Origin of the sequence: Enterobacter sp. MGH 37 (genome assembly GCF_000534515.1) — a bacterium.
GTDB classification, from domain to species: domain Bacteria; phylum Pseudomonadota; class Gammaproteobacteria; order Enterobacterales; family Enterobacteriaceae; genus Enterobacter; species Enterobacter kobei.
This window is the reverse complement of record NZ_KI973205.1, coordinates 634457-654359: the sequence shown is the minus strand read 5'-3', so window position 1 is coordinate 654359 and position 19903 is coordinate 634457. Positions and strand designations below refer to the sequence as shown.

At 52.9% G+C, this 19903-nt stretch carries 16 protein-coding genes; 4 read left to right on the top strand and 12 right to left on the bottom strand.

Annotated elements, in window-relative coordinates; genetic code table 11:
- Positions 1-209: 209 nt before the first annotated feature.
- From ihfB to L383_RS20630, 6 genes are all read right to left on the bottom strand, one after another.
- Positions 210-497, bottom strand: a complete 288-nt coding sequence (ihfB, locus tag L383_RS20605) for an integration host factor subunit beta (RefSeq protein ID WP_008499965.1) — start codon at positions 495-497, stop codon at positions 210-212.
- A gap of 170 nt (positions 498-667) precedes the next feature.
- Complete coding sequence (gene rpsA / locus L383_RS20610) at positions 668-2341, bottom strand: 30S ribosomal protein S1 (RefSeq protein WP_008499966.1); 1674 nt, start codon at positions 2339-2341, stop codon at positions 668-670.
- Between the two features lie 111 nt (positions 2342-2452).
- On the bottom strand, positions 2453-3136 hold the full coding sequence (gene cmk, locus L383_RS20615; RefSeq protein WP_013097305.1) for a (d)CMP kinase: 684 nt from the start codon (positions 3134-3136) through the stop codon (positions 2453-2455).
- A 185-nt stretch (positions 3137-3321) separates the two neighbouring features.
- A complete protein-coding gene (gene aroA / locus L383_RS20620; RefSeq protein ID WP_023332546.1) occupies positions 3322-4605 on the bottom strand; it encodes a 3-phosphoshikimate 1-carboxyvinyltransferase in 1284 nt (427 codons plus the stop codon).
- A gap of 68 nt (positions 4606-4673) precedes the next feature.
- Positions 4674-5762, bottom strand: a complete 1089-nt coding sequence (gene serC, locus L383_RS20625) for a 3-phosphoserine/phosphohydroxythreonine transaminase (RefSeq protein WP_023332545.1) — start codon at positions 5760-5762, stop codon at positions 4674-4676.
- Positions 5763-5924: 162 nt separating this feature from the next.
- Positions 5925-6617: a DUF421 domain-containing protein gene (locus L383_RS20630; RefSeq protein WP_023332544.1), complete on the bottom strand. Its 693-nt coding sequence runs from the start codon at positions 6615-6617 to the stop codon at positions 5925-5927.
- A gap of 127 nt (positions 6618-6744) precedes the next feature.
- Here L383_RS20630 and ycaO point away from each other — a divergent pair, with 127 nt between their 5' ends.
- From ycaO to pflA, 4 genes are all read left to right on the top strand, one after another.
- A complete protein-coding gene (ycaO, locus tag L383_RS20635) occupies positions 6745-8505 on the top strand; it encodes a 30S ribosomal protein S12 methylthiotransferase accessory factor YcaO (RefSeq protein WP_023332543.1) in 1761 nt (586 codons plus the stop codon).
- Positions 8506-8911: 406 nt separating this feature from the next.
- Positions 8912-9769 (top strand): formate transporter FocA, encoded by an 858-nt coding sequence (gene focA / locus L383_RS25800; RefSeq protein WP_014883214.1) that lies wholly within the window; start codon positions 8912-8914, stop codon positions 9767-9769.
- 51 nt (positions 9770-9820) lie between these two features.
- On the top strand, positions 9821-12103 hold the full coding sequence (pflB, locus tag L383_RS20645; RefSeq protein WP_023332542.1) for a formate C-acetyltransferase: 2283 nt from the start codon (positions 9821-9823) through the stop codon (positions 12101-12103).
- A 203-nt stretch (positions 12104-12306) separates the two neighbouring features.
- On the top strand, positions 12307-13047 hold the full coding sequence (gene pflA / locus L383_RS20650) for a pyruvate formate lyase 1-activating protein (protein ID WP_014883212.1): 741 nt from the start codon (positions 12307-12309) through the stop codon (positions 13045-13047).
- 108 nt (positions 13048-13155) lie between these two features.
- Here the strand turns inward: pflA and tnpA are convergent, their stop codons facing one another.
- The 6 genes from tnpA to dmsA all read right to left on the bottom strand — a co-directional run bounded on the left by tnpA (position 13156) and on the right by dmsA (position 19801).
- Positions 13156-13614: an IS200/IS605 family transposase gene (tnpA, locus tag L383_RS20655; protein WP_023331149.1), complete on the bottom strand. Its 459-nt coding sequence runs from the start codon at positions 13612-13614 to the stop codon at positions 13156-13158.
- Positions 13615-13795: 181 nt separating this feature from the next.
- Positions 13796-14317, bottom strand: a complete 522-nt coding sequence (locus L383_RS20660) for an anti-virulence regulator CigR family protein (protein ID WP_023332541.1) — start codon at positions 14315-14317, stop codon at positions 13796-13798.
- Between the two features lie 123 nt (positions 14318-14440).
- The gene (locus L383_RS20665; RefSeq protein ID WP_014883210.1) at positions 14441-15589 is read right to left on the bottom strand and encodes an MFS transporter; all 1149 of its coding nucleotides are present in this window, start codon (positions 15587-15589) and stop codon (positions 14441-14443) included.
- Positions 15590-15863: 274 nt separating this feature from the next.
- Positions 15864-16727 (bottom strand): dimethyl sulfoxide reductase anchor subunit family protein, encoded by an 864-nt coding sequence (locus L383_RS20670; protein WP_023332540.1) that lies wholly within the window; start codon positions 16725-16727, stop codon positions 15864-15866.
- A 1-nt stretch (position 16728) separates the two neighbouring features.
- Positions 16729-17346, bottom strand: a complete 618-nt coding sequence (locus tag L383_RS20675) for a DMSO/selenate family reductase complex B subunit (protein ID WP_014883208.1) — start codon at positions 17344-17346, stop codon at positions 16729-16731.
- Positions 17347-17356: 10 nt separating this feature from the next.
- Entirely contained in the window at positions 17357-19801 is a 2445-nt protein-coding gene (gene dmsA, locus L383_RS20680) for a dimethylsulfoxide reductase subunit A (RefSeq protein ID WP_023332539.1), read from the bottom strand.
- Between the last annotated feature and the right edge of the window lie 102 nt (positions 19802-19903).

The window sequence follows — 19903 nt, the reverse complement described above, 5'->3', positions numbered from 1 at the left end:
CCTCCCTGTTTCAGGGTGGCAGTATGCTCGTGAGTGATGCGGCTCGTCAGTTGTGAAGAATTGGATTTACAGCAAGCGCAGCAAGGTTTTTAACAGGTTGCAGAAAACGCAGTGGGAAATGCGGGGTGCCTTCCAGAAGAAAACGACAGGAACAAAAAAAGCACCCGCAGGTGCTTTCTTTCGAACCCAGTTTAACCGGCTGGCTAAACTCAGTTGCCGTAAATATTGGCGCGATCGCGCAGTTCTTTACCCGGTTTAAAGTGTGGAACGTACTTACCTTCCAGCTCGACTTTATCACCCGTTTTCGGGTTACGCCCGGTGCGTGGAGCACGATAGTGCAGAGAAAAACTACCGAAACCGCGGATTTCAATGCGCTCGCCCTGGGCAAGAGTGGAGGCCATATGCTCCAGCATCTCTTTTACGGCATCTTCCACTGCCTTGGCAGGGATATGCGGTTGCTGACTGGCAAGTCTTTCAATCAATTCTGACTTGGTCATGATTCCTCCGGTTCCTTTCAAACCAATTAGCTGAACAGCTCATTAAACAAGGGCGGCCGTAGCCGCCCTTTGTTATTGATTACAGGACGGATCCTGTAATCTGTCAAGTTTGCTCTTCATCCTTCGCGCTGTAAATGCGTTACAGCTCAAATGATGCTGAGAACCTGATATTACTCGCCTTTAGCTGCTTTGAAAGCTTCAGCCATTGCGTTGTTAGAGAAGTTTGCATCTTCCTGTTTGTTAACAGTTGCGATTGCATCTTTCTCATCAGCTTCGTCTTTAGCACGAACAGACAGGCTGATTGCACGGTTCTTACGGTCAACACCGGTGAACTTAGCTTCAACGTCGTCGCCTACGTTCAGAACCAGAGTGGCATCTTCAACGCGGTCACGGGAAGCTTCAGAAGCGCGCAGGTAACCTTCAACGCCGTCAGCCAGCTCTACGGTTGCGCCTTTAGCGTCAACTGCAGTTACTTTACCGTTTACGATTGCGCCTTTCTTGTTCAGTGCAACCCAGTTGTTGAACGGATCTTCTGCGAGCTGTTTAACGCCCAGAGAGATACGCTCACGCTCTGCGTCAACCTGCAGAACAACTGCAGCGATTTCGTCGCCTTTTTTGTATTCACGAACTGCTTCTTCGCCTGCAACGTTCCAGGAGATGTCAGACAGGTGAACCAGGCCATCGATGCCGCCGTCCAGGCCGATGAAGATACCGAAGTCAGTGATAGACTTGATTTTACCTTCAACACGGTCGCCCTTGTTGTGGGTTTCCGCGAACTGCTGCCATGGGTTGTTTTTGCACTGTTTCAGGCCCAGGGAGATACGACGACGTTCTTCGTCGATATCCAGAACCATCACTTCCACTACATCACCAACGTTAACAACTTTGGATGGGTGGATGTTTTTGTTGGTCCAGTCCATTTCGGAAACGTGCACCAGGCCTTCAACGCCCTCTTCGATTTCAACGAAGCAGCCGTAGTCGGTCAGGTTGGTTACGCGACCAGTCAGTTTAGTACCTTCTGGGTAACGCTTAGCGATAGCTACCCATGGATCTTCGCCCAGCTGTTTCAGGCCGAGGGATACACGAGTACGCTCGCGGTCGAACTTCAGCACTTTAACAGTGATTTCGTCGCCCACGTTCACGATTTCGCTTGGGTGCTTAACGCGTTTCCACGCCATGTCGGTGATGTGCAGCAGGCCATCAACGCCGCCCAGGTCAACGAATGCGCCGTAGTCAGTGAGGTTCTTAACGATACCTTTGACTTCCATGCCTTCCTGCAGGTTTTCCAGCAGCTGATCGCGTTCTGCGCTGTTTTCGGATTCGATAACGGCACGACGGGATACAACAACGTTGTTACGCTTCTGGTCCAGCTTGATGACTTTGAACTCAAGCTCTTTGCCTTCCAGGTGCAGGGTGTCACGGACTGGACGAACGTCTACCAGAGAACCTGGCAGGAACGCACGAATACCATTCAGCTCAACAGTGAAGCCACCTTTAACTTTGCCGTTGATAACACCGACCACAGTTTCAGCTTCTTCGTAAGCTTTTTCCAGGGTGATCCATGCTTCGTGACGTTTAGCTTTCTCACGAGAAAGCAGGGTTTCACCGAAGCCGTCTTCTACTGCGTCCAGCGCAACGTCAACTTCGTCACCAACCTGGATTTCCAGCTCGCCCTGGGCGTTTTTGAACTGCTCTGCCGGGATGGCGGACTCAGATTTCAGACCGGCGTCAACCAGTACTACGTCTTTGTCGATAGCAACAACAACACCACGAACGATGGAACCCGGACGGGTTTCGATTTCTTTTAAGGATTCTTCAAACAGTTGAGCAAAAGATTCAGTCATGTTTAATCTTCAGGTTAATATTAACGTCCACCTGGCTCCGTGCCGGATGGGGTTGTTTCACATACCCGCCGTCAATCCATTGCAGCGGGGGTACTGCTAAATCGGTCGCGTTTACGCGAGTGCCAGTTTTTGGCGCGCATATTGTAGCGCTTTTTCAATCACTTGCTCAATAGTTAAACTGGTTGAATCCAGAACTAATGCATCTTCTGCAGGAACAAGTGGCGCGACAGCGCGGTTACGATCGCGATCATCGCGCTCTTTTATCTCGGATAAAAGGCGATCAAAGTTAACACTAAACCCCTTCTCCTGCAACTGAAGCATGCGGCGTTGAGCACGTTCTTCTGAAGAGGCATCAAGGAAAATTTTTACAGGCGCATCAGGGAATACCACGGTGCCCATATCGCGTCCGTCGGCGATCAACCCCGGGGCTTCGCGGAACGCACGCTGGCGACGTAACAGCGCCTCGCGCACACGCGGGAAGGCCGCAACCTGGGAGGCCGCATTCGCCACTTCCTGCGTACGGATTTCACCGCTCACGTCTTCCCCTTCAAGGATCACTTCCAGGTTGCCATCGGTAGACACAAAACGGACATCCAGGTGCGCAGCCAGCGGTACCAGCGCTTCTTCAGAGGCGACATCGACATGATGATGCAGCGCAGCCAGCGCCAGCACGCGATAGATTGCGCCCGAATCTAAAAGATGCCATTGCAATGCTTCCGCCATCGCTTTGCACAGGGTACCTTTCCCTGCGCCACTCGGCCCATCAATGGTGATTACCGGGGCAACTGCCGTCATCTTTTTCTCCTTAAATAAGGCATACCGTTAACATGAACGCCGCGCATTATACGCGCCAACGTGCGCAACTGTTACCTTTGCGTGCAAATTACGGAATGATTGAAGCAGAGTGTAGAAGAAATGAGCGGAAGTGTTCGTCAGGAAGCGTAAGGAAATGCCGCATCGAAGGATGCGGCATAACGCTATCAGGCCAGCGTACTGATGCGCGCCAGCTGCTCGAAGTAATCCGGGAAGGTTTTCGCCGTACATTTCGGGTCAAGAATGGTCACAGGCGTGTCGGACAGCGCCACCAGCGAGAAGCACATCGCCATACGGTGATCGTTGTAGGTGCCAATTTCTGCGAACTGCAGTTTTGCCGGAGGGGTGACGCGAATGTAGTCTTCGCCCTCTTCCACCTCAGCGCCCAATTTACGCAGCTCGGTCGCCATCGCATACAGGCGGTCAGTCTCTTTCACGCGCCAGTTGTAGATGTTACGCAGCGTGGTGGTGCCTTTGGCAAACAGCGCAGCCGTGGCAATGGTCATCGCCGCATCCGGAATGTGGTTCATGTCCATATCAATGGCATTCAGCTCGCCGCGGGTACAGGAGATGAAATCAGCGCCCCAGGTGACAGTGGCGCCCATTTTCTCCAGCACGTCGGCAAAATGGATGTCGCCCTGCACGCTGTTGCGGCCAATACCGGTCACCTTCACGGTGCCGCCTTTGATCGCGCCCGCAGCCAGGAAGTAAGAGGCCGATGACGCATCGCCTTCAACCAGGTAATTACCCGGAGACTGATACTGCTGTGCCCCACGCACCACAAAATGCTGATAAGACTGGTTTTCGACCTCGACGCCGAAGGTTTTCATCAGGTGCAACGTGATATCAATGTACGGTCTGGAGACCAGCTCACCTTTAATCGTGATAACCGTATCCTGCGGTGCCAGCGGCGCGGTCATCAGCAGGGCCGTCAGGAACTGACTGGAAACGCTACCGTCCACCTCGACGTCACCGCCGCTAAAGCCCCCGCGCAGACGCAGTGGCGGATAATTTTCCTGCTCAAGATACTCAATCTGCGCGCCACCCTGACGCAGGGCATCGACCAGATGGCCGATCGGACGCTCTTTCATGCGCGGCTCGCCGGTCAGCACGATGTTATTGCTGCCCAGACACAGCGCCGCCGCCAATGGACGCATCGCGGTACCCGCGTTGCCCAGAAACAGCTCGAGCTCTTCACCCGAACGCAGCGCGCCGCCGTTGCCGGTCACTTCACAGCGGGTACGATCGTCAGAGAGAGTGTAATGAACACCCAACGCTTTCAGCGCATTGAGCATGTGGCGTACGTCATCGCTGTCCAGCAGGTTTGTAAGGACGGTGGTGCCGTTTGCCAGAGCTGCCAGCAGCAGAGCGCGGTTCGAGACACTTTTTGAACCAGGCAGATTGATGGTGCCATCTACCCGCGCGATAGGTTGTAACGTCAGGGATTCCATGAAACTTAACTCTCAACTCAACATAATAAAAACCCCGCAGCAGGGCTACGGGGGTGGAAACAGCGCGATTAACCGTGGCGACGTTCGAAGTCGATCATGAAATCGGTCAGAGCTTTAACCCCTTCCAGCGGCATCGCGTTATAAATAGAGGCGCGCATCCCCCCCACCACACGGTGGCCTTTCAGCGCGTGCAGACCTGCCGCGAAGGACTCTTTCAGGAACACGTTGTCCAGGTTGCTGTCCGCCAGCTGGAACGGCACGTTCATGCGGGAGCGGTTAGCTTTCGCCACATCGTTACGGTAGAAATCGCTTTTGTCGATCACGCCGTACAGCAGTTCAGCTTTCTGCTGATTGACCTTGTCCATCTGCGCCACACCGCCGTTTTGCTTCAGCCATTTGAAGACCAGGCCCGAGAGGTACCAGGCAAACGTCGGTGGCGTGTTGAACATGGAGTCGTTATCGTTCAGCACGGTGTAGTCGAGTATTGACGGGCAAGACTTATGGGCTTTCCCCAGGAGATCTTCACGTACAATGACGATTGTCAGGCCCGCAGGACCGATATTTTTCTGTGCGCCTGCATAGATAACGCCGTAGCGGCTGACATCAATCGGGGCAGAAAGAATGGTGGAGGAGAAGTCGGCGGCAACCACAACATCGCTGGCGAAGTTTGGCGTCTCGTCGATGGCAATCCCGTCGATAGTTTCGTTCGGGCAGTAGTGGAGATAGGCTGCGTTATCAGAAAGCTGCCATTCGCTCATGGGCTTCACGGCGCGCAGACCGTCAACGGTCACTTTGGCGTCGATAACGTTCGGCGTGCAGTATTTGTGCGCTTCTTTAACGGCGCTTGCCGCCCAGTAGCCCGCATCAACGTAGTCAGCCGTCGTTTTATCGCCAAGGATATTCAGCGGTACGCCAGCAAACTGGCCGCGTCCGCCGCCGTGACAGAACAATACTTTGTAGTTCGAGGGAATATTCAGCAGATCGCGAAAATCCTTTTCTGCCTCTTCCGCCACCTGAATAAACTCTTTACCACGGTGGCTGATTTCCATCACCGACGTACCGAGACCGTTCCAGTCACAAAGTTCCTGTTGAGCCTGTTTAAGCACGTCTGCCGGTAACATCGCCGGACCTGAACTGAAATTAAAGACTTGAGCCATTTCCCCTCACCACGCTAAAAGCCATAAGTTATAACTGTGGATATCGGTTTTATCATTCAGTGACACGCGCCGCAATGTCTAAAACTTATGACCCGTGAAATGTGGCTCACATCACACAAAACAATCTGCCGCCTCGCCAGGACAAAACCGACAAAATGGCTGTCAGGTGATCCGTTTAGCCCGGCTAACCTTCGTCCATTCTGGATTCGTACAGCGAGGGCATAATTGATGATCGCCTGCCTTCATAACCACCACATGGCTGCATTTTATACAGGCATACTCGCCCGTATCGGGGACGGTTTTGTATCGCTCAATGAGCATATCCGGCAGGATGCATAACCCCGGCTTCACCTCGTCATCATGATAGTAATACACGCTGATTTGACCGTTCGTTTCCATAATGGCCAGACGCACCTGTCCGAGTTGTTCGACGCTGTTCAGACGCAATTCCATAAAAAATTCGAACTCGGTCATATTGGCACTTTGCACATTTTCCCAGGCCAACTGTCCGTCTTCGACAATCACCACAGGCTTCCCTTCCAGCAGATCTTCCAGCTTTTCGCTCTTCGACATCAGCCACATCACAAGGCGGTACAGCAGCGCCAGCGAGACAAAGACGATAAAGACCGGCACCATCGGCACATCGTCATAAAAGGCGACATCCCCCGCCGCTGACCCCAGCGTGAGGATGATTAACACTTCAAAGAGCGACATCTGCCGCACACCGCGACGGCCCGTAATCTTGAGAAACAGAAAGACAAGAACGAAGGTATACAGGCTCCGTAAAGCCACTTCGCCTAAAAACTCGGGGGGAACTTTATCAAACGCCATCCGCTGGAGATCAAATGCTTTCATTTTTCTATGCCTTAACAGTCAGTTACTGCCACTAAGCATAGCCCAGCCTTTTATTTTCGCCGAAGATAGCACCCGTCACGCAAAACCCGTATCATTGCGCGCTTTACGTACGATAAAAGTGAACGCCATGACTCAAACGTTTATCCCCGGCAAAGACGCCGCTCTGGAAGATTCCATCGCTCGCTTCCAGCAGAAACTGACCGACCTGGGTTTTAACATCGAAGAAGCCTCCTGGCTCAATCCGGTGCCCCATGTCTGGTCCGTCCATATTCGCGACAAAGAGTGTGCCCTGTGCTTTACCAACGGGAAAGGCGCGACTAAAAAAGCGGCACTGGCCTCCGCGCTGGGTGAGTATTTTGAGCGTCTGTCCACCAACTATTTCTTCGCTGACTTCTGGTTGGGCGAAACCATCGCTAACGGCCCATTCGTTCACTATCCGAACGAAAAATGGTTCCCGCTGACCGAAGACGATGAACTGCCGGAAGGTATTCTCGACGCCCGCCTGCGTGCGTTCTACGATCCGGAAAACGAACTGACCGCCAGCATGCTGATCGATCTGCAGTCTGGTAACGAAGATCGTGGTATCTGCGCCCTGCCGTTCACCCGCCAGTCTGACGAGCAGACCGTGTATATTCCGATGAACATCGTCGGCAACCTGTATGTGTCTAACGGCATGTCCGCCGGTAACACCCGCAACGAAGCGCGCGTTCAGGGCTTGTCAGAAGTGTTCGAGCGTCACATTAAAAACCGCATTATTGCCGAATCTATCAGCCTGCCTGAAATTTCGGCCGACGTGCTGGCGCGCTACCCGGGCGTGGTGGAGTCCATCGCCAAACTCGAAGCGGAAGGTTTCCCAATCTTCGCCTACGATGGCTCACTGGGCGGAAAATATCCGGTGATCTGCGTGGTGCTGTTTAACCCAGAAAACGGCACCTGCTTCGCCTCCTTCGGCGCGCACCCTGACTTCGGCGTGGCGCTGGAGCGTACCGTCACCGAACTGCTGCAGGGCCGTAGCCTGAAAGATCTCGACGTCTTCACCCCGCCAACCTTTGACGATGAAGAAGTGGCGGAGCATACCAACCTCGAAACCCACTTCATCGATTCCAGCGGCCTGATCTCCTGGGATATGTTTAAGCAGGACGCAGACTATCCGTTCGTAGACTGGAGCTTTGCCGGCACCACGGAAGAAGAGTTCGCCACGCTGATGGCCATCTTTAACGCCGAAGATCAGGAAGTCTACATTGCCGACTACGAACACCTGGGCGTTTACGCATGCCGCATCATTGTGCCGGGCATGTCCGACATCTACCCTGCTGAAGATCTGTGGCTGGCGAACAACAGCATGGGCGCGCACCTGCGCGAAACCCTGCTTGCTCTGCCAGGCAGCGAGTGGGAAAAAGAGGATTATCTGAACCTGATCGCCCAACTGGACGAAGAAGGTCACGATGATTTCACTCGCGTGCGTGAACTGCTGGGCCTGGCGACGGGTAAAGACAACGGCTGGTATACCCTGCGTATCGGGGAGCTGAAAGCGATGCTGGCGCTGGCTGGCGGCGATCTGGATCAGGCCCTGGCCTGGACGGAATGGACGATGGAATTCAACCAGTCGGTCTTCTCTGCCGAGCGCACCAACTATTACCGTTGCCTGCAAACCCTGCTACTGCTTTCGCAGGAAGAGGATCGTGAGCCACTGCAATACCTGAACGCTTTCGTGCGTATGTACGGTGCTGAAGCGGTTGAAGCCGCCAGCGCGGCGCTGAGCGGTGAAGAGCCATTCTACGGTCTGCAGGCCGTGGACAGCGATCTGAAAGCCTTCCCGGCGCATCAGTCGCTGCTCAAGGCCTATGAAAAGTTGCAGAAAGCAAAAGCCGCTTACTGGTCAAAATAAGCGCATATAACATTAGCAGCAGTAGGCGTATTCAATCGTCTGGGCTATATTACGGGGCAATTTCATTGCCCCGTTTTTTATTTTTTTCGGTAATGATTGCTGATTGTAATAATAAAGTTAAACATGGGTAAATATAATAATCTTTACCCGGGCTTTATTGTTACTTTTTATGGTAAATACTCCATATTAATTAACTGTTTCGGAGGGGGCCGAACGAAATAATTCAACTCTTTTCATAACTTTTAAAATTTATTTTTATACGGATAATCAATTACTTACTCCGCATTTGCTGTAAAACCATACACACTGCGGGCCTATAAGCCAGGCGAGATATGATCTATATCAATTTCTCTTCTATAATGCTTTGTTAGTATCTCGTCGCCGACTTAATAAAGAGAGAGTTAGTGTGAAAGCTGACAACCCTTTTGATCTTTTACTCCCCGCCGCGATGGCAAAAGTTGCCGAAGAAGCGGGTGTCTATAAAGCAACGAAACACCCGATGAAGACGTTCTATCTGGCGATTACTGCTGGTGTGTTCATCTCAATCGCTTTCGTCTTCTACATCACTGCCACTACCGGTACTGCTGCCATGCCTTTCGGCATAGCCAAACTGATTGGCGGCATTTGCTTCTCACTGGGTCTGATTCTTTGCGTCATCTGCGGTGCCGACCTCTTCACCTCAACGGTGCTGATTGTCGTGGCAAAAGCCAGCGGAAGAATTACCTGGGGTCAACTGGCGCGCAACTGGCTTAACGTCTACGTTGGCAACCTGATTGGCTGTCTGCTCTTTGTTCTGTTGATGTGGCTTTCTGGCGAGTACATGACCGCCAACGGCGGCTGGGGGCTTAACGTCCTGCAAACCGCCGACCACAAAATGCACCACACATTTATCGAAGCCGTTGCTCTCGGCATCCTTGCAAACCTGATGGTCTGCCTGGCGGTCTGGATGAGCTATTCTGGTCGTAGCCTGATGGATAAAGCCATGATTATGGTTCTGCCGGTTGCGATGTTTGTTGCCAGCGGCTTTGAGCACAGTATTGCGAATATGTTCATGATCCCGATGGGGATTGTTATCCGCAACTTTGCAAGCCCGGAGTTCTGGACCGCAATTGGTTCATCCCCGGAAAGTTTCTCTCACCTGACTATTATGAATTTCATTACTGATAACCTGATCCCCGTCACTATCGGGAACATTATCGGTGGGGGTCTGTTAGTTGGGTTGACATACTGGGTCATTTACCTGCGTGGCGACGACCATCATTGATGGTTATCTCAGGCAGTAAATAAAAAATCCACTTAAGAAGGTAGGTGTTACATGTCCGAGCTTAATGAAAAGTTAGCCACAGCCTGGGAAGGTTTTGCGAAAGGTGACTGGCAGAATGAAGTCAACGTCCGTGACTTCATTCAGAAAAACTATACCCCGTATGAAGGTGACGAATCCTTCCTGGCTGGCGCAACTGACGCGACCACCAAGCTGTGGGACAGCGTAATGGAAGGCGTTAAACTGGAAAACCGCACTCACGCGCCAGTTGATTTTGACACCTCCGTTGCTTCCACCATCACTTCTCACGATGCTGGCTATATCAACAAAGCCCTTGAGAAAATCGTTGGTCTGCAGACTGAAGCACCACTGAAACGCGCAATCATCCCGTTCGGTGGTATCAAAATGGTTGAAGGTTCCTGCAAAGCGTATAACCGCGAGCTGGACCCAATGCTGAAAAAAATCTTCACCGAATACCGTAAAACCCACAACCAGGGTGTATTCGATGTTTACACCAAAGACATTCTGAACTGCCGTAAATCTGGCGTTCTGACTGGTCTGCCAGATGCGTATGGCCGTGGCCGTATCATTGGTGACTACCGTCGCGTTGCGCTGTACGGTATCGACTTCCTGATGAAAGACAAATACGCGCAGTTTGTTTCCCTGCAGTCTGACCTGGAAAACGGCGTAAACCTGGAAGCAACTATCCGTCTGCGTGAAGAGATTGCTGAACAGCACCGTGCGCTGGGTCAGATCAAAGAGATGGCGGCTAAATACGGCTGCGATATCTCTGGTCCTGCAACCAACGCCCAGGAAGCTATCCAGTGGACCTACTTCGGCTACCTGGCCGCTGTTAAGTCTCAGAATGGTGCAGCAATGTCCTTCGGCCGCGTATCCACCTTCCTGGATGCGTACATCGAACGTGACCTGAAAGCAGGTAAAATCACCGAGCAAGACGCTCAGGAAATGATTGACCACCTGGTCATGAAACTGCGTATGGTTCGCTTCCTGCGTACCCCAGAATACGATGAACTGTTCTCTGGTGACCCAATCTGGGCAACCGAATCTATCGGTGGTATGGGCGTTGACGGCCGTACGCTGGTCACCAAAAACAGCTTCCGCTTCCTGAACACCCTGTACACCATGGGTCCTTCTCCGGAGCCGAACATCACCGTTCTGTGGTCTGAAAAACTGCCTCTGAACTTCAAGAAATTCGCCGCTAAAGTGTCCATCGACACCTCTTCTCTGCAGTACGAGAACGATGACCTGATGCGTCCGGACTTCAACAACGACGATTACGCTATCGCTTGCTGCGTAAGCCCAATGGTTGTTGGTAAGCAAATGCAGTTCTTCGGTGCGCGTGCAAACCTGGCGAAAACCATGCTGTACGCCATCAACGGCGGCGTTGATGAAAAACTGAAAATGCAGGTGGGTCCTAAGTCTGAACCTATCAAAGGCGACGTGCTGAACTATGACGAAGTCATGGAGCGCATGGACCACTTCATGGACTGGCTGGCGAAGCAGTACGTGACTGCACTGAACGTTATCCACTACATGCACGACAAGTACAGCTACGAAGCCTCTCTGATGGCGCTGCACGACCGTGACGTTATCCGCACCATGGCGTGTGGTATCGCAGGTCTGTCCGTTGCTGCTGACTCCCTGTCTGCAATCAAATACGCGAAAGTTAAACCAATTCGTGACGAAGACGGCCTGGCTGTAGACTTCGAAATCGAAGGCGAGTATCCGCAGTTTGGTAACAACGACTCTCGCGTTGATGACATGGCGGTTGACCTGGTAGAACGTTTCATGAAGAAAATTCAGAAACTGACTACCTACCGTAACGCTATCCCGACTCAGTCTGTTCTGACCATCACTTCTAACGTTGTGTATGGTAAGAAAACAGGTAACACCCCAGACGGTCGTCGTGCTGGCGCGCCATTCGGACCAGGGGCTAACCCAATGCACGGTCGTGACCAGAAAGGTGCAGTAGCCTCTCTGACCTCCGTTGCTAAACTGCCGTTTGCCTACGCGAAAGATGGTATCTCTTATACCTTCTCCATCGTGCCAAACGCGCTGGGTAAAGACGACGAAGTGCGTAAAACTAACCTCGCGGGTCTGATGGATGGTTACTTCCACCACGAAGCGTCCATCGAAGGTGGTCAGCACCTGAACGTGAACGTAATGAACCGTGAAATGCTGCTCGATGCGATGGAACACCCTGAGAAATATCCTCAGCTGACCATCCGTGTATCTGGCTACGCAGTACGTTTTAACTCCCTGACTAAAGAACAGCAGCAGGACGTTATCACCCGTACTTTCACTCAGTCCATGTAAGTGGAATTGACTGAAATCACGCGTTAAAAGGCGTACAATAAAGGCTCCACGCAAGTGGGGCCTTTTTAACACCCTCGCTTCATCAGTCTCTTTTGTCCGCTATCTATACTGAATGGATAACAGCCAAAACAGACTCGACATAGCCTTTGAGCTGTGCAACTACATAGGCCCCCGGATGGGCCAAATTCGGAGATCTCACCGCAATGTCAACTATTGGTCGCATTCACTCCTTTGAATCCTGTGGCACCGTCGATGGCCCGGGTATCCGCTTTATTACCTTCTTCCAGGGCTGCCTGATGCGCTGCCTGTACTGCCACAACCGCGACACGTGGGACACTCATGGTGGGAAAGAAGTCACCGTGGAAGATCTGATGAAAGAGGTGGTGACCTATCGCCACTTTATGAACGCGTCCGGCGGCGGCGTGACCGCATCCGGCGGCGAAGCCATTCTTCAGGCTGAATTTGTCCGCGACTGGTTCCGCGCCTGCCGCAAGGAAGGCATTCACACCTGTCTCGATACCAACGGCTTCGTGCGCCGCTACGATCCGGTTATTGATGAACTGCTCGAAGTGACCGATCTGGTGATGCTCGATCTCAAACAGATGAATGATGAGATCCACCAGAATCTGGTTGGCGTTTCCAACCACCGTACGCTGGAATTTGCGAAGTATATTGCCGACAAAGGCATCAAAACCTGGATCCGCTATGTTGTTGTTCCCGGCTGGTCAGATGATGACGACTCTGCGCACCGCCTGGGGGAATTTACCCGCGACATGGGCAACGTCGAGAAAATTGAGCTTCTGCCCTATCACGAACTCGGCAAACATAAATGGGTGGCGATGGGTGAAGAGTACAAACTTGATGGCGTGAAGCCACCGAAAAAAGAGACGATGGAGCGCGTGAAAGGTATTCTTGAGCAGTATGGCCACAAGGTCATGTATTAAATAAATATCCTCCGGCATAGCCGGAGGTTTTTCTGATGCGCCTATAAGGCTCTCTTACCAGCCGCGCCCTAACAGGCGCATACGATCTGACATTTGCATCAGACTTCGTTACTTACGGCCCGTAAACGGGCTGCCCGGATATGGAATCGATAACTGCTCTCCCATTTTATCCTCTTCAAGCTGGTGCTTTATGTAGTCCTGTATCTTCGCCGTGTTCTTACCCACCGTATCGACGTAGTACCCTCTGCACCAGAACTCCCTGTTCCTGTATTTGAATTTCAAATCCCCAAACTGCTCGTAAAGCATCAGACTGCTTTTCCCTTTCAGATATCCCATAAAGCCGGATACGCTCATTTTGGGCGGGATTTCCACAAGCATATGGATATGATCTACACAGCATTCTGCTTCCAGGATGTTCACGCCTTTCCATTCACACAGTTTTCTCAATATGCTGCCTACCGCCCTGCGTTTTTCACCGTAGAGCGCCTTTCTGCGGTACTTCGGCGCAAAAACTATGTGATATTTACAGTTCCATCGGGTGTGCGCTAAGCTCTTTTCGTCCCCCATTGGGACCCCCTTTTGATTTCTTGTTGAACATTTGCAGTTGCCAGACCGCAAGGTGTTTTAACAAATCAAAAGGGGTTTTAATAACTGGCTTAAAGCTGAAAGCTTTCCGGAACCCCCAGCCTAGCTGGGGGTTTTCTGGGCACAAAGAAAAGGCCCGGTGAGAACCGGGCCTTTTTAAATTCTATTTAAAGACGCCGTTAATAACGGAAGTCACAATCGCCGTACTCAGCGCAATTAAGACCAGATCGTCACCCACCACGCGCCATTCATAACCAGGGTAGGATGGAAGCTGGCCGAGCATAGAGGCTGGCACGGTTTTCTTCGCAATACCCGGAGGAAGCGGTTTACCGCGGGCCAGGTTTTTCGCAATACCCGGAGGCAGAGACTCATAGCCCGTTAAGCCGTAATTCAGTGCCAGGTGACGGGCATGATCGAAGCTCACGCGCGCGTCAACATCATTGCCGACATCTTTGCTGCTTTTAAAGCTCTTATCAGATTTCCCTGGGTTATCCTGACCGCTATTTTGCTTATTACCATGGTTACCAGAGTTCCCGTTACCATGATTGCCGCCATTACCTTGTCCGCCACCGTTGCCGTGACCACCGCCATTCCCGTTTCCTGGATTAGCCATGACCGGAGCCGCTGCAAACGTTAAAGACAACACTACGGCAAGTGCGGTAGTGGAAAAACGACGTTTAGACATGATTGTTGCCTTTTAGTGGTAGAACTCATTTGAATTATCGCAGGGCGGGGAAAACAAACAATACGTAAAAGTCTTATATATGACAGGGACAAAAAAGCCTGTCATTGACAGGCTTTTATTTAATCAGGCGTGCGCCACAGGCGTTGGATGCTCGCCTGCTTTGCGCAGCAGCATTAAGAGATAAATAAACGACACGCTGGCGATCATGATAAACAGCAAATTGTCAGAATAACTCTGCATCAGCATCGCGGTAAATGTTGGTCCCAGCAGGCTGCCGATGGTATAGCTTAATAACAGCGCCTGGTTCATCGCCACCAGCTGGTGATGTTCAACTTTCTCACAGGCCCACGCCATCGCGACCGGATAAAGCGTGAACCCCGCTGCCCCAAGGATAAACAGCGCTGGGGCCATCGCGGCGTTGCTGAGCATAGCAAGACAGCCCATGATCACCACAAAGACCTGAACGCGCAGCACCAGCAGGCGACCGAAGCGATCGGCCAGGCGGCCAATCGGCCACTGTCCGACAATCCCCGCGCTCACCATGACCGCCATCCAGAAACCAATCCCGGCATCGCTGACGCCCTGATGGTTCAGGTAGAGCGGCATAAGACCATAGAGCGAGCCCAGAACAATCCCCGAGATAATGCAGCCATTCACTCCCAGACGCGCCTGGCGCAGCCTCAGCATAGGCCAGATGTGGGTCGCTTCCTGATGCTCACTTTTCTGGTTAACGATACGCGTAAAGAGCAGCGGCAGGATCGCCGCCAGCACCATACCGGTTACCCATGGCAGCACGCTCATCAGGTCCGTTGGCAGTTTGCTGACCATCAGTTGTCCCAGCACGGTGCCCACATAGTAAACCATCATATAGGCTGCCAGCAGGCGCCCGCGGTTACGTGACGTGCCGCTGCACATCAGCGCACTTTCAACAACCACCCAAATCATCGCGCAACCGACACCGGCGATAAAGCGCCACGCCATCCAGCTCCAGAAGCCGACCATCAGGCCCAACCCGGCACACCCGGCGGCGAAAATCAGCGAAGCCAGATAATAGCTGCGATTAAAGCCAAAGCGTTTAATCAGGCTACCGGTTAATAATGTGCCCAGCAGGTTCCCGGTGAAAAAGGACGAGCTAACCATACCCACCTGCCAGGTCGGTAAGTTTTCATGGGCGAGCCACAGCGGGACGAGCGTATTCAACACTGCGATCGCCAGGGTCAGCAGAAGCAGGCCACAGAGCAACAGTAGCACTGGCCGGGTATAGGTGGTCATGGATTAAAAACCGTGAGGAAGTTCAGATTTCGTGCGCATCATGCCACTGGCAAAAACAAAGTCAATCCACTGATTTAGCCGGCTCGCACGATATGTTCCCTGTCGATTTAAAAAACTTATCCTGCTAATGCAGTGCCTGCTATAGATATTAATTATGTCTCTGTTTTTATTTATTAATGATAGAAATTAAAACAAAACGTCAGTCGAAAAATTTCATGAATGAAAAAAGAAAAGCCGGGCGCTATGTCCCGGCTTTTTATAACAAAAAATAAGATTAGCTGGCGATGGCCATACCGACCGTCATATGCAGACCATAAAAGACGCCACGACCAATCAACTCCCCTGCCAGCACCAGCACAAAGGCCAGTGATAACAACGGCAGAGCAGGCTGGTAGCCTTTTAGCTGAGGCGCGATCCAGAATACCAACGCCGCTACCAGCAGCACGATACGCCAGGCCATCAGAGAACCGTAATCCGGCACCAGCGCAAAGGCCTGCTGAATGGAGCTATGAATGGTGGCCAGCTCAGCACCCTGCATCAGAGCAACGATTGCACTCACTACCAGCGCCAGCAGCGATACGGCTGGCAGCAAACGCATGGCCCAGCCGTCTACCCCCGCCACGCGCAACAGCAAATAACCGAGCAGCGGGCCGCCGATAAACATCGTCAGGAAAAAGCTCATTGGCGTCCAGACGCTGTACCAGGTAGGGACGGTATCAATGGTGTTATAGACACGCACCATCATCCATACAAACACCACGCCCAGCACCATGGTCACGATCAGCCAGAGGCTACGCAGACCTGCAGGCAATTTTTTAAGCGCTGCCAGCAACCAGCCCAGCCCGCCGATGGCGAAGAAAATCGCCCCGCTGGCAATCTCGTTACTGAGGGACGATGCCCCCACGCGGTTAAGCGAGTTAAACGCGCGCATCGGTGAGCCCAGGTGCAGCGTAGAGGCGATAAAACCAATCCCCATCAGCACCCACAGGCCAAACATGCTCAACACTAAACGCTGCTGCTGTTCAGCAGTGAGTTGACCTTTCAGCAGTGCCAGCGCGAGCACGATGAAGCCACCCGCCACGCACTGACCAAAGACCGTGAAGATCATCAGCGGCCATTCATGCCATCCACTTCCCATCTCACACCTCCTTCGGGTTTGCCAGGTAGCCGGTGGTATCACCTGTAGGACGGCTGTTGGCGTTAGGTTTAATCACAATACTCGGCTTCGTGAAGTGCGCGGACGGCAGCGGTGCTACCGCAGCAAGCTGACCATGTTTTTGACGCAGTTCTTCAATAGGGCCAAAGTCCAGCGCGCGCAGCGGACAGGACTCGACGCAGATCGGTTTTTTGCCATCCGCGACGCGAGAGTGGCAGCCGTCGCACTTGGTCATATGCCCTTTGGCGGCATTGTACTGAGGTGCGCCGTACGGGCAGGCCATATGGCAGTAGCGGCAGCCGATACAAACATCTTCATCCACGACCACGAAACCGTCTTCACGCTTGTGCATCGCCCCGCTCGGACAGACCTTCGTGCAGGCAGGGTCTTCGCAGTGGTTACAGGCAATCGACAGGTAATAGGCAAACACGTTCTGATGCCAGACACCGTTATCTTCCTGCCAGTCGCCTCCGGCGTATTCGTAGATGCGACGGAAACTCACGTCTGGGGTGAGATCTTTGTAATCTTTACAGGCCAGCTCGCAGGTTTTGCACCCGGTGCAACGGCTGGAATCAATGAAAAATCCATACTGGGTTGTCATCGGTTACTCCTTAAACCTTTTCAACCTGAACAAGGTTTGTGTGAGACGGGTTGCCTTTCGCCAGCGGCGACGGACGCTGCGTGGTCAGTACGTTAATGCTGCCTGCCTGATCGATGCGGTTGGCATCAGGGCTGTACCATGCCCCTTCTCCCAGCGCCACGACGCCTGGCATCATGCGTGGCGTGACTTTGGCTTCAATGTGTACCTCACCGCGGCCGTTGAAGATGCGCACGCGATCGCCATTGTTAATACCACGCGCTTTCGCATCCATCGGGTTGATCCACATCTCCTGGCGGCAGGCGGCTTTCAGTACGTCGACGTTACCGTAGGTGGAGTGAACGCGCGCTTTATAGTGGAAACCGGTCAACTGCAGCGGGAATTTCGCCGTGAGCGGATCGTTATAGTTTTCGAATCCTGGCGTGTAGATCGGCAGCGGATCGATAACGTCCCCCTCCGGCAGCTCCCAGGTAGACGCAATTTTCGCCAGTTCTTCGGAGTAGATTTCAATTTTGCCCGACGGCGTAGTCAGCGCGTTCGCCTGCGGATCTTCGCGGAACGCTTTGTAGGCAACGTGATGCCCTTCAGGATCGCGCTGTTTGTACATGCCCTGCTTGCGGAAGGTATCGAAATCCGGCAGGTCTGGGATGGCTTTGCGGGAGAGTTCATGCAGATGGCGCATCCAGCCTTCCTGAGTACGTCCCTCGGTAAACTGCTGCTCAACGCCCAGACGCTTCGCCAGCTCGGAGGTCATCTCATAGATGGTTTTGCACTCGAAGCGCGGTTTGATCGCCTGATCGGTGAAGATCACGTAAGACATGTTGCCGCAGGAGGCATCCAGCGCGAAGTCCATCTGCTCAGACGCGGTGCAGTCCGGCAGCAGAATGTCGGCGTATTTTGCCGAGGAGGTCATGTGGCAGTCGATCACCACAATCATCTCGCACTTCTTGTCGTCCTGCAGGATTTCATGAGTGCGGTTGATTTCCGAATGCTGGTTGATAAGACAGTTACCGGCGTAGTTCCAGATCATCTTGATCGGCACGTCCAGCTTGTCCTTACCGCGCACGCCGTCGCGCAAGGCGGTCATTTCCGGGCCACGTTCAATCGCATCGGTCCACATAAACATGGAAATGCTGGTTTGCACCGGGTTGTCCAGCGTTGGCATACGTTCAAACGGGACTTCATATGAGCCTTCACGCGCACCAGTGTTACCGCCATGAATCCCCACGTTGCCGGTCAGAATGGAGAGCATGGAGATTGCGCGGGTGGCAATTTCACCGTTCGCATGACGCTGCGGTCCCCACCCCTGGCTGATATAGGCCGGTTTGGCTGAGCCAATTTCACGCGCCAGTTGAACAATACGCTCGACCGGAATACCGGTGATGGTAGACGCCCACTCCGGCGTTTTCGCCACGCCGTCGCTGCCCTGACCGAGAATATACGCCTTGTAGTGGCCATTAGATGGGGCACTGGCTGGCAGGGTTTTCTCGTCATAACCGACGCAGTATTTATCCAGGAACGGCTGATCGACGAGATTTTCAGTGATCATCACCCACGCCAGCGCGGAGACCAGCGCGGCATCGGTACCTGGGCGGATTGGGATCCACTCATCTTCGCGTCCTGCACCGGTGTCGGTATAGCGCGGATCGATAATGATCATGCGGGCATTGGATTTAGCACGCGCCTGTTCGAGGTAGTAGGTCACCCCGCCGCCGCTCATACGCGTTTCACCCGGATTGTTCCCGAACAGAACGACCAGCTTGCTGTTTTCGATATCAGACGGGCTGTTGCCGTCTGCCCAGCCACCGTAGGTGTAATTCAGTCCTGCGGCGATTTGTGCAGAGGAGTAGTCACCATAGTGGTTAAGATAACCGCCGCAGCAGTTCATCAGACGCGCCACCAGCGTTTTTCCCGGTGGCCAGGAGCGGGTTAGCGTGCCGCCCAGCGTTCCGGTACCGTAGTTCAGGTAGATGGATTCGTTGCCATACTCTTTGATCAGCCGCTGCATATTGGTGGCGATAATATCGTAGGCTTCATCCCAGCTAATGCGCTCGAACTTCCCTTCCCCACGTTTACCCACGCGCTTCATTGGGTACTTAAGACGATCCGGATTATAGACGCGACGACGCATGGAGCGGCCACGCAGACAGGCGCGAACCTGATGTAACCCTTCGTAGTTATCGTCCCCGGTATTGTCGGTTTCGACATATTTTATTTCGCCATCCACTACGTGCATACGCAGCGGGCAACGGCTACCGCAGTTTACCGTACAGGCACTCCACACCACTTTTTCCGGGACTGAGGCCGGGGATAGTGCATCCGCCGCTGACGCCAGTCGGGTAAAAGGGAGCGTGAAAGCGCTGCTGGCTACAGCCAGGCCGCCTATTGCCGTGGTTTTCATCAAACCACGGCGAGTGACCTCGGCAGCCAGCAATTCTTCAGGCGCGTTGATTTTCATAGAGACTCACTTTGGTTGCTCACAAAGAAAAGAGAGGCGGCACAAACCGCTATGTAGTTTTATATATAACGAAATTATTCGTTATCAGCTTTTTCTGCTGAC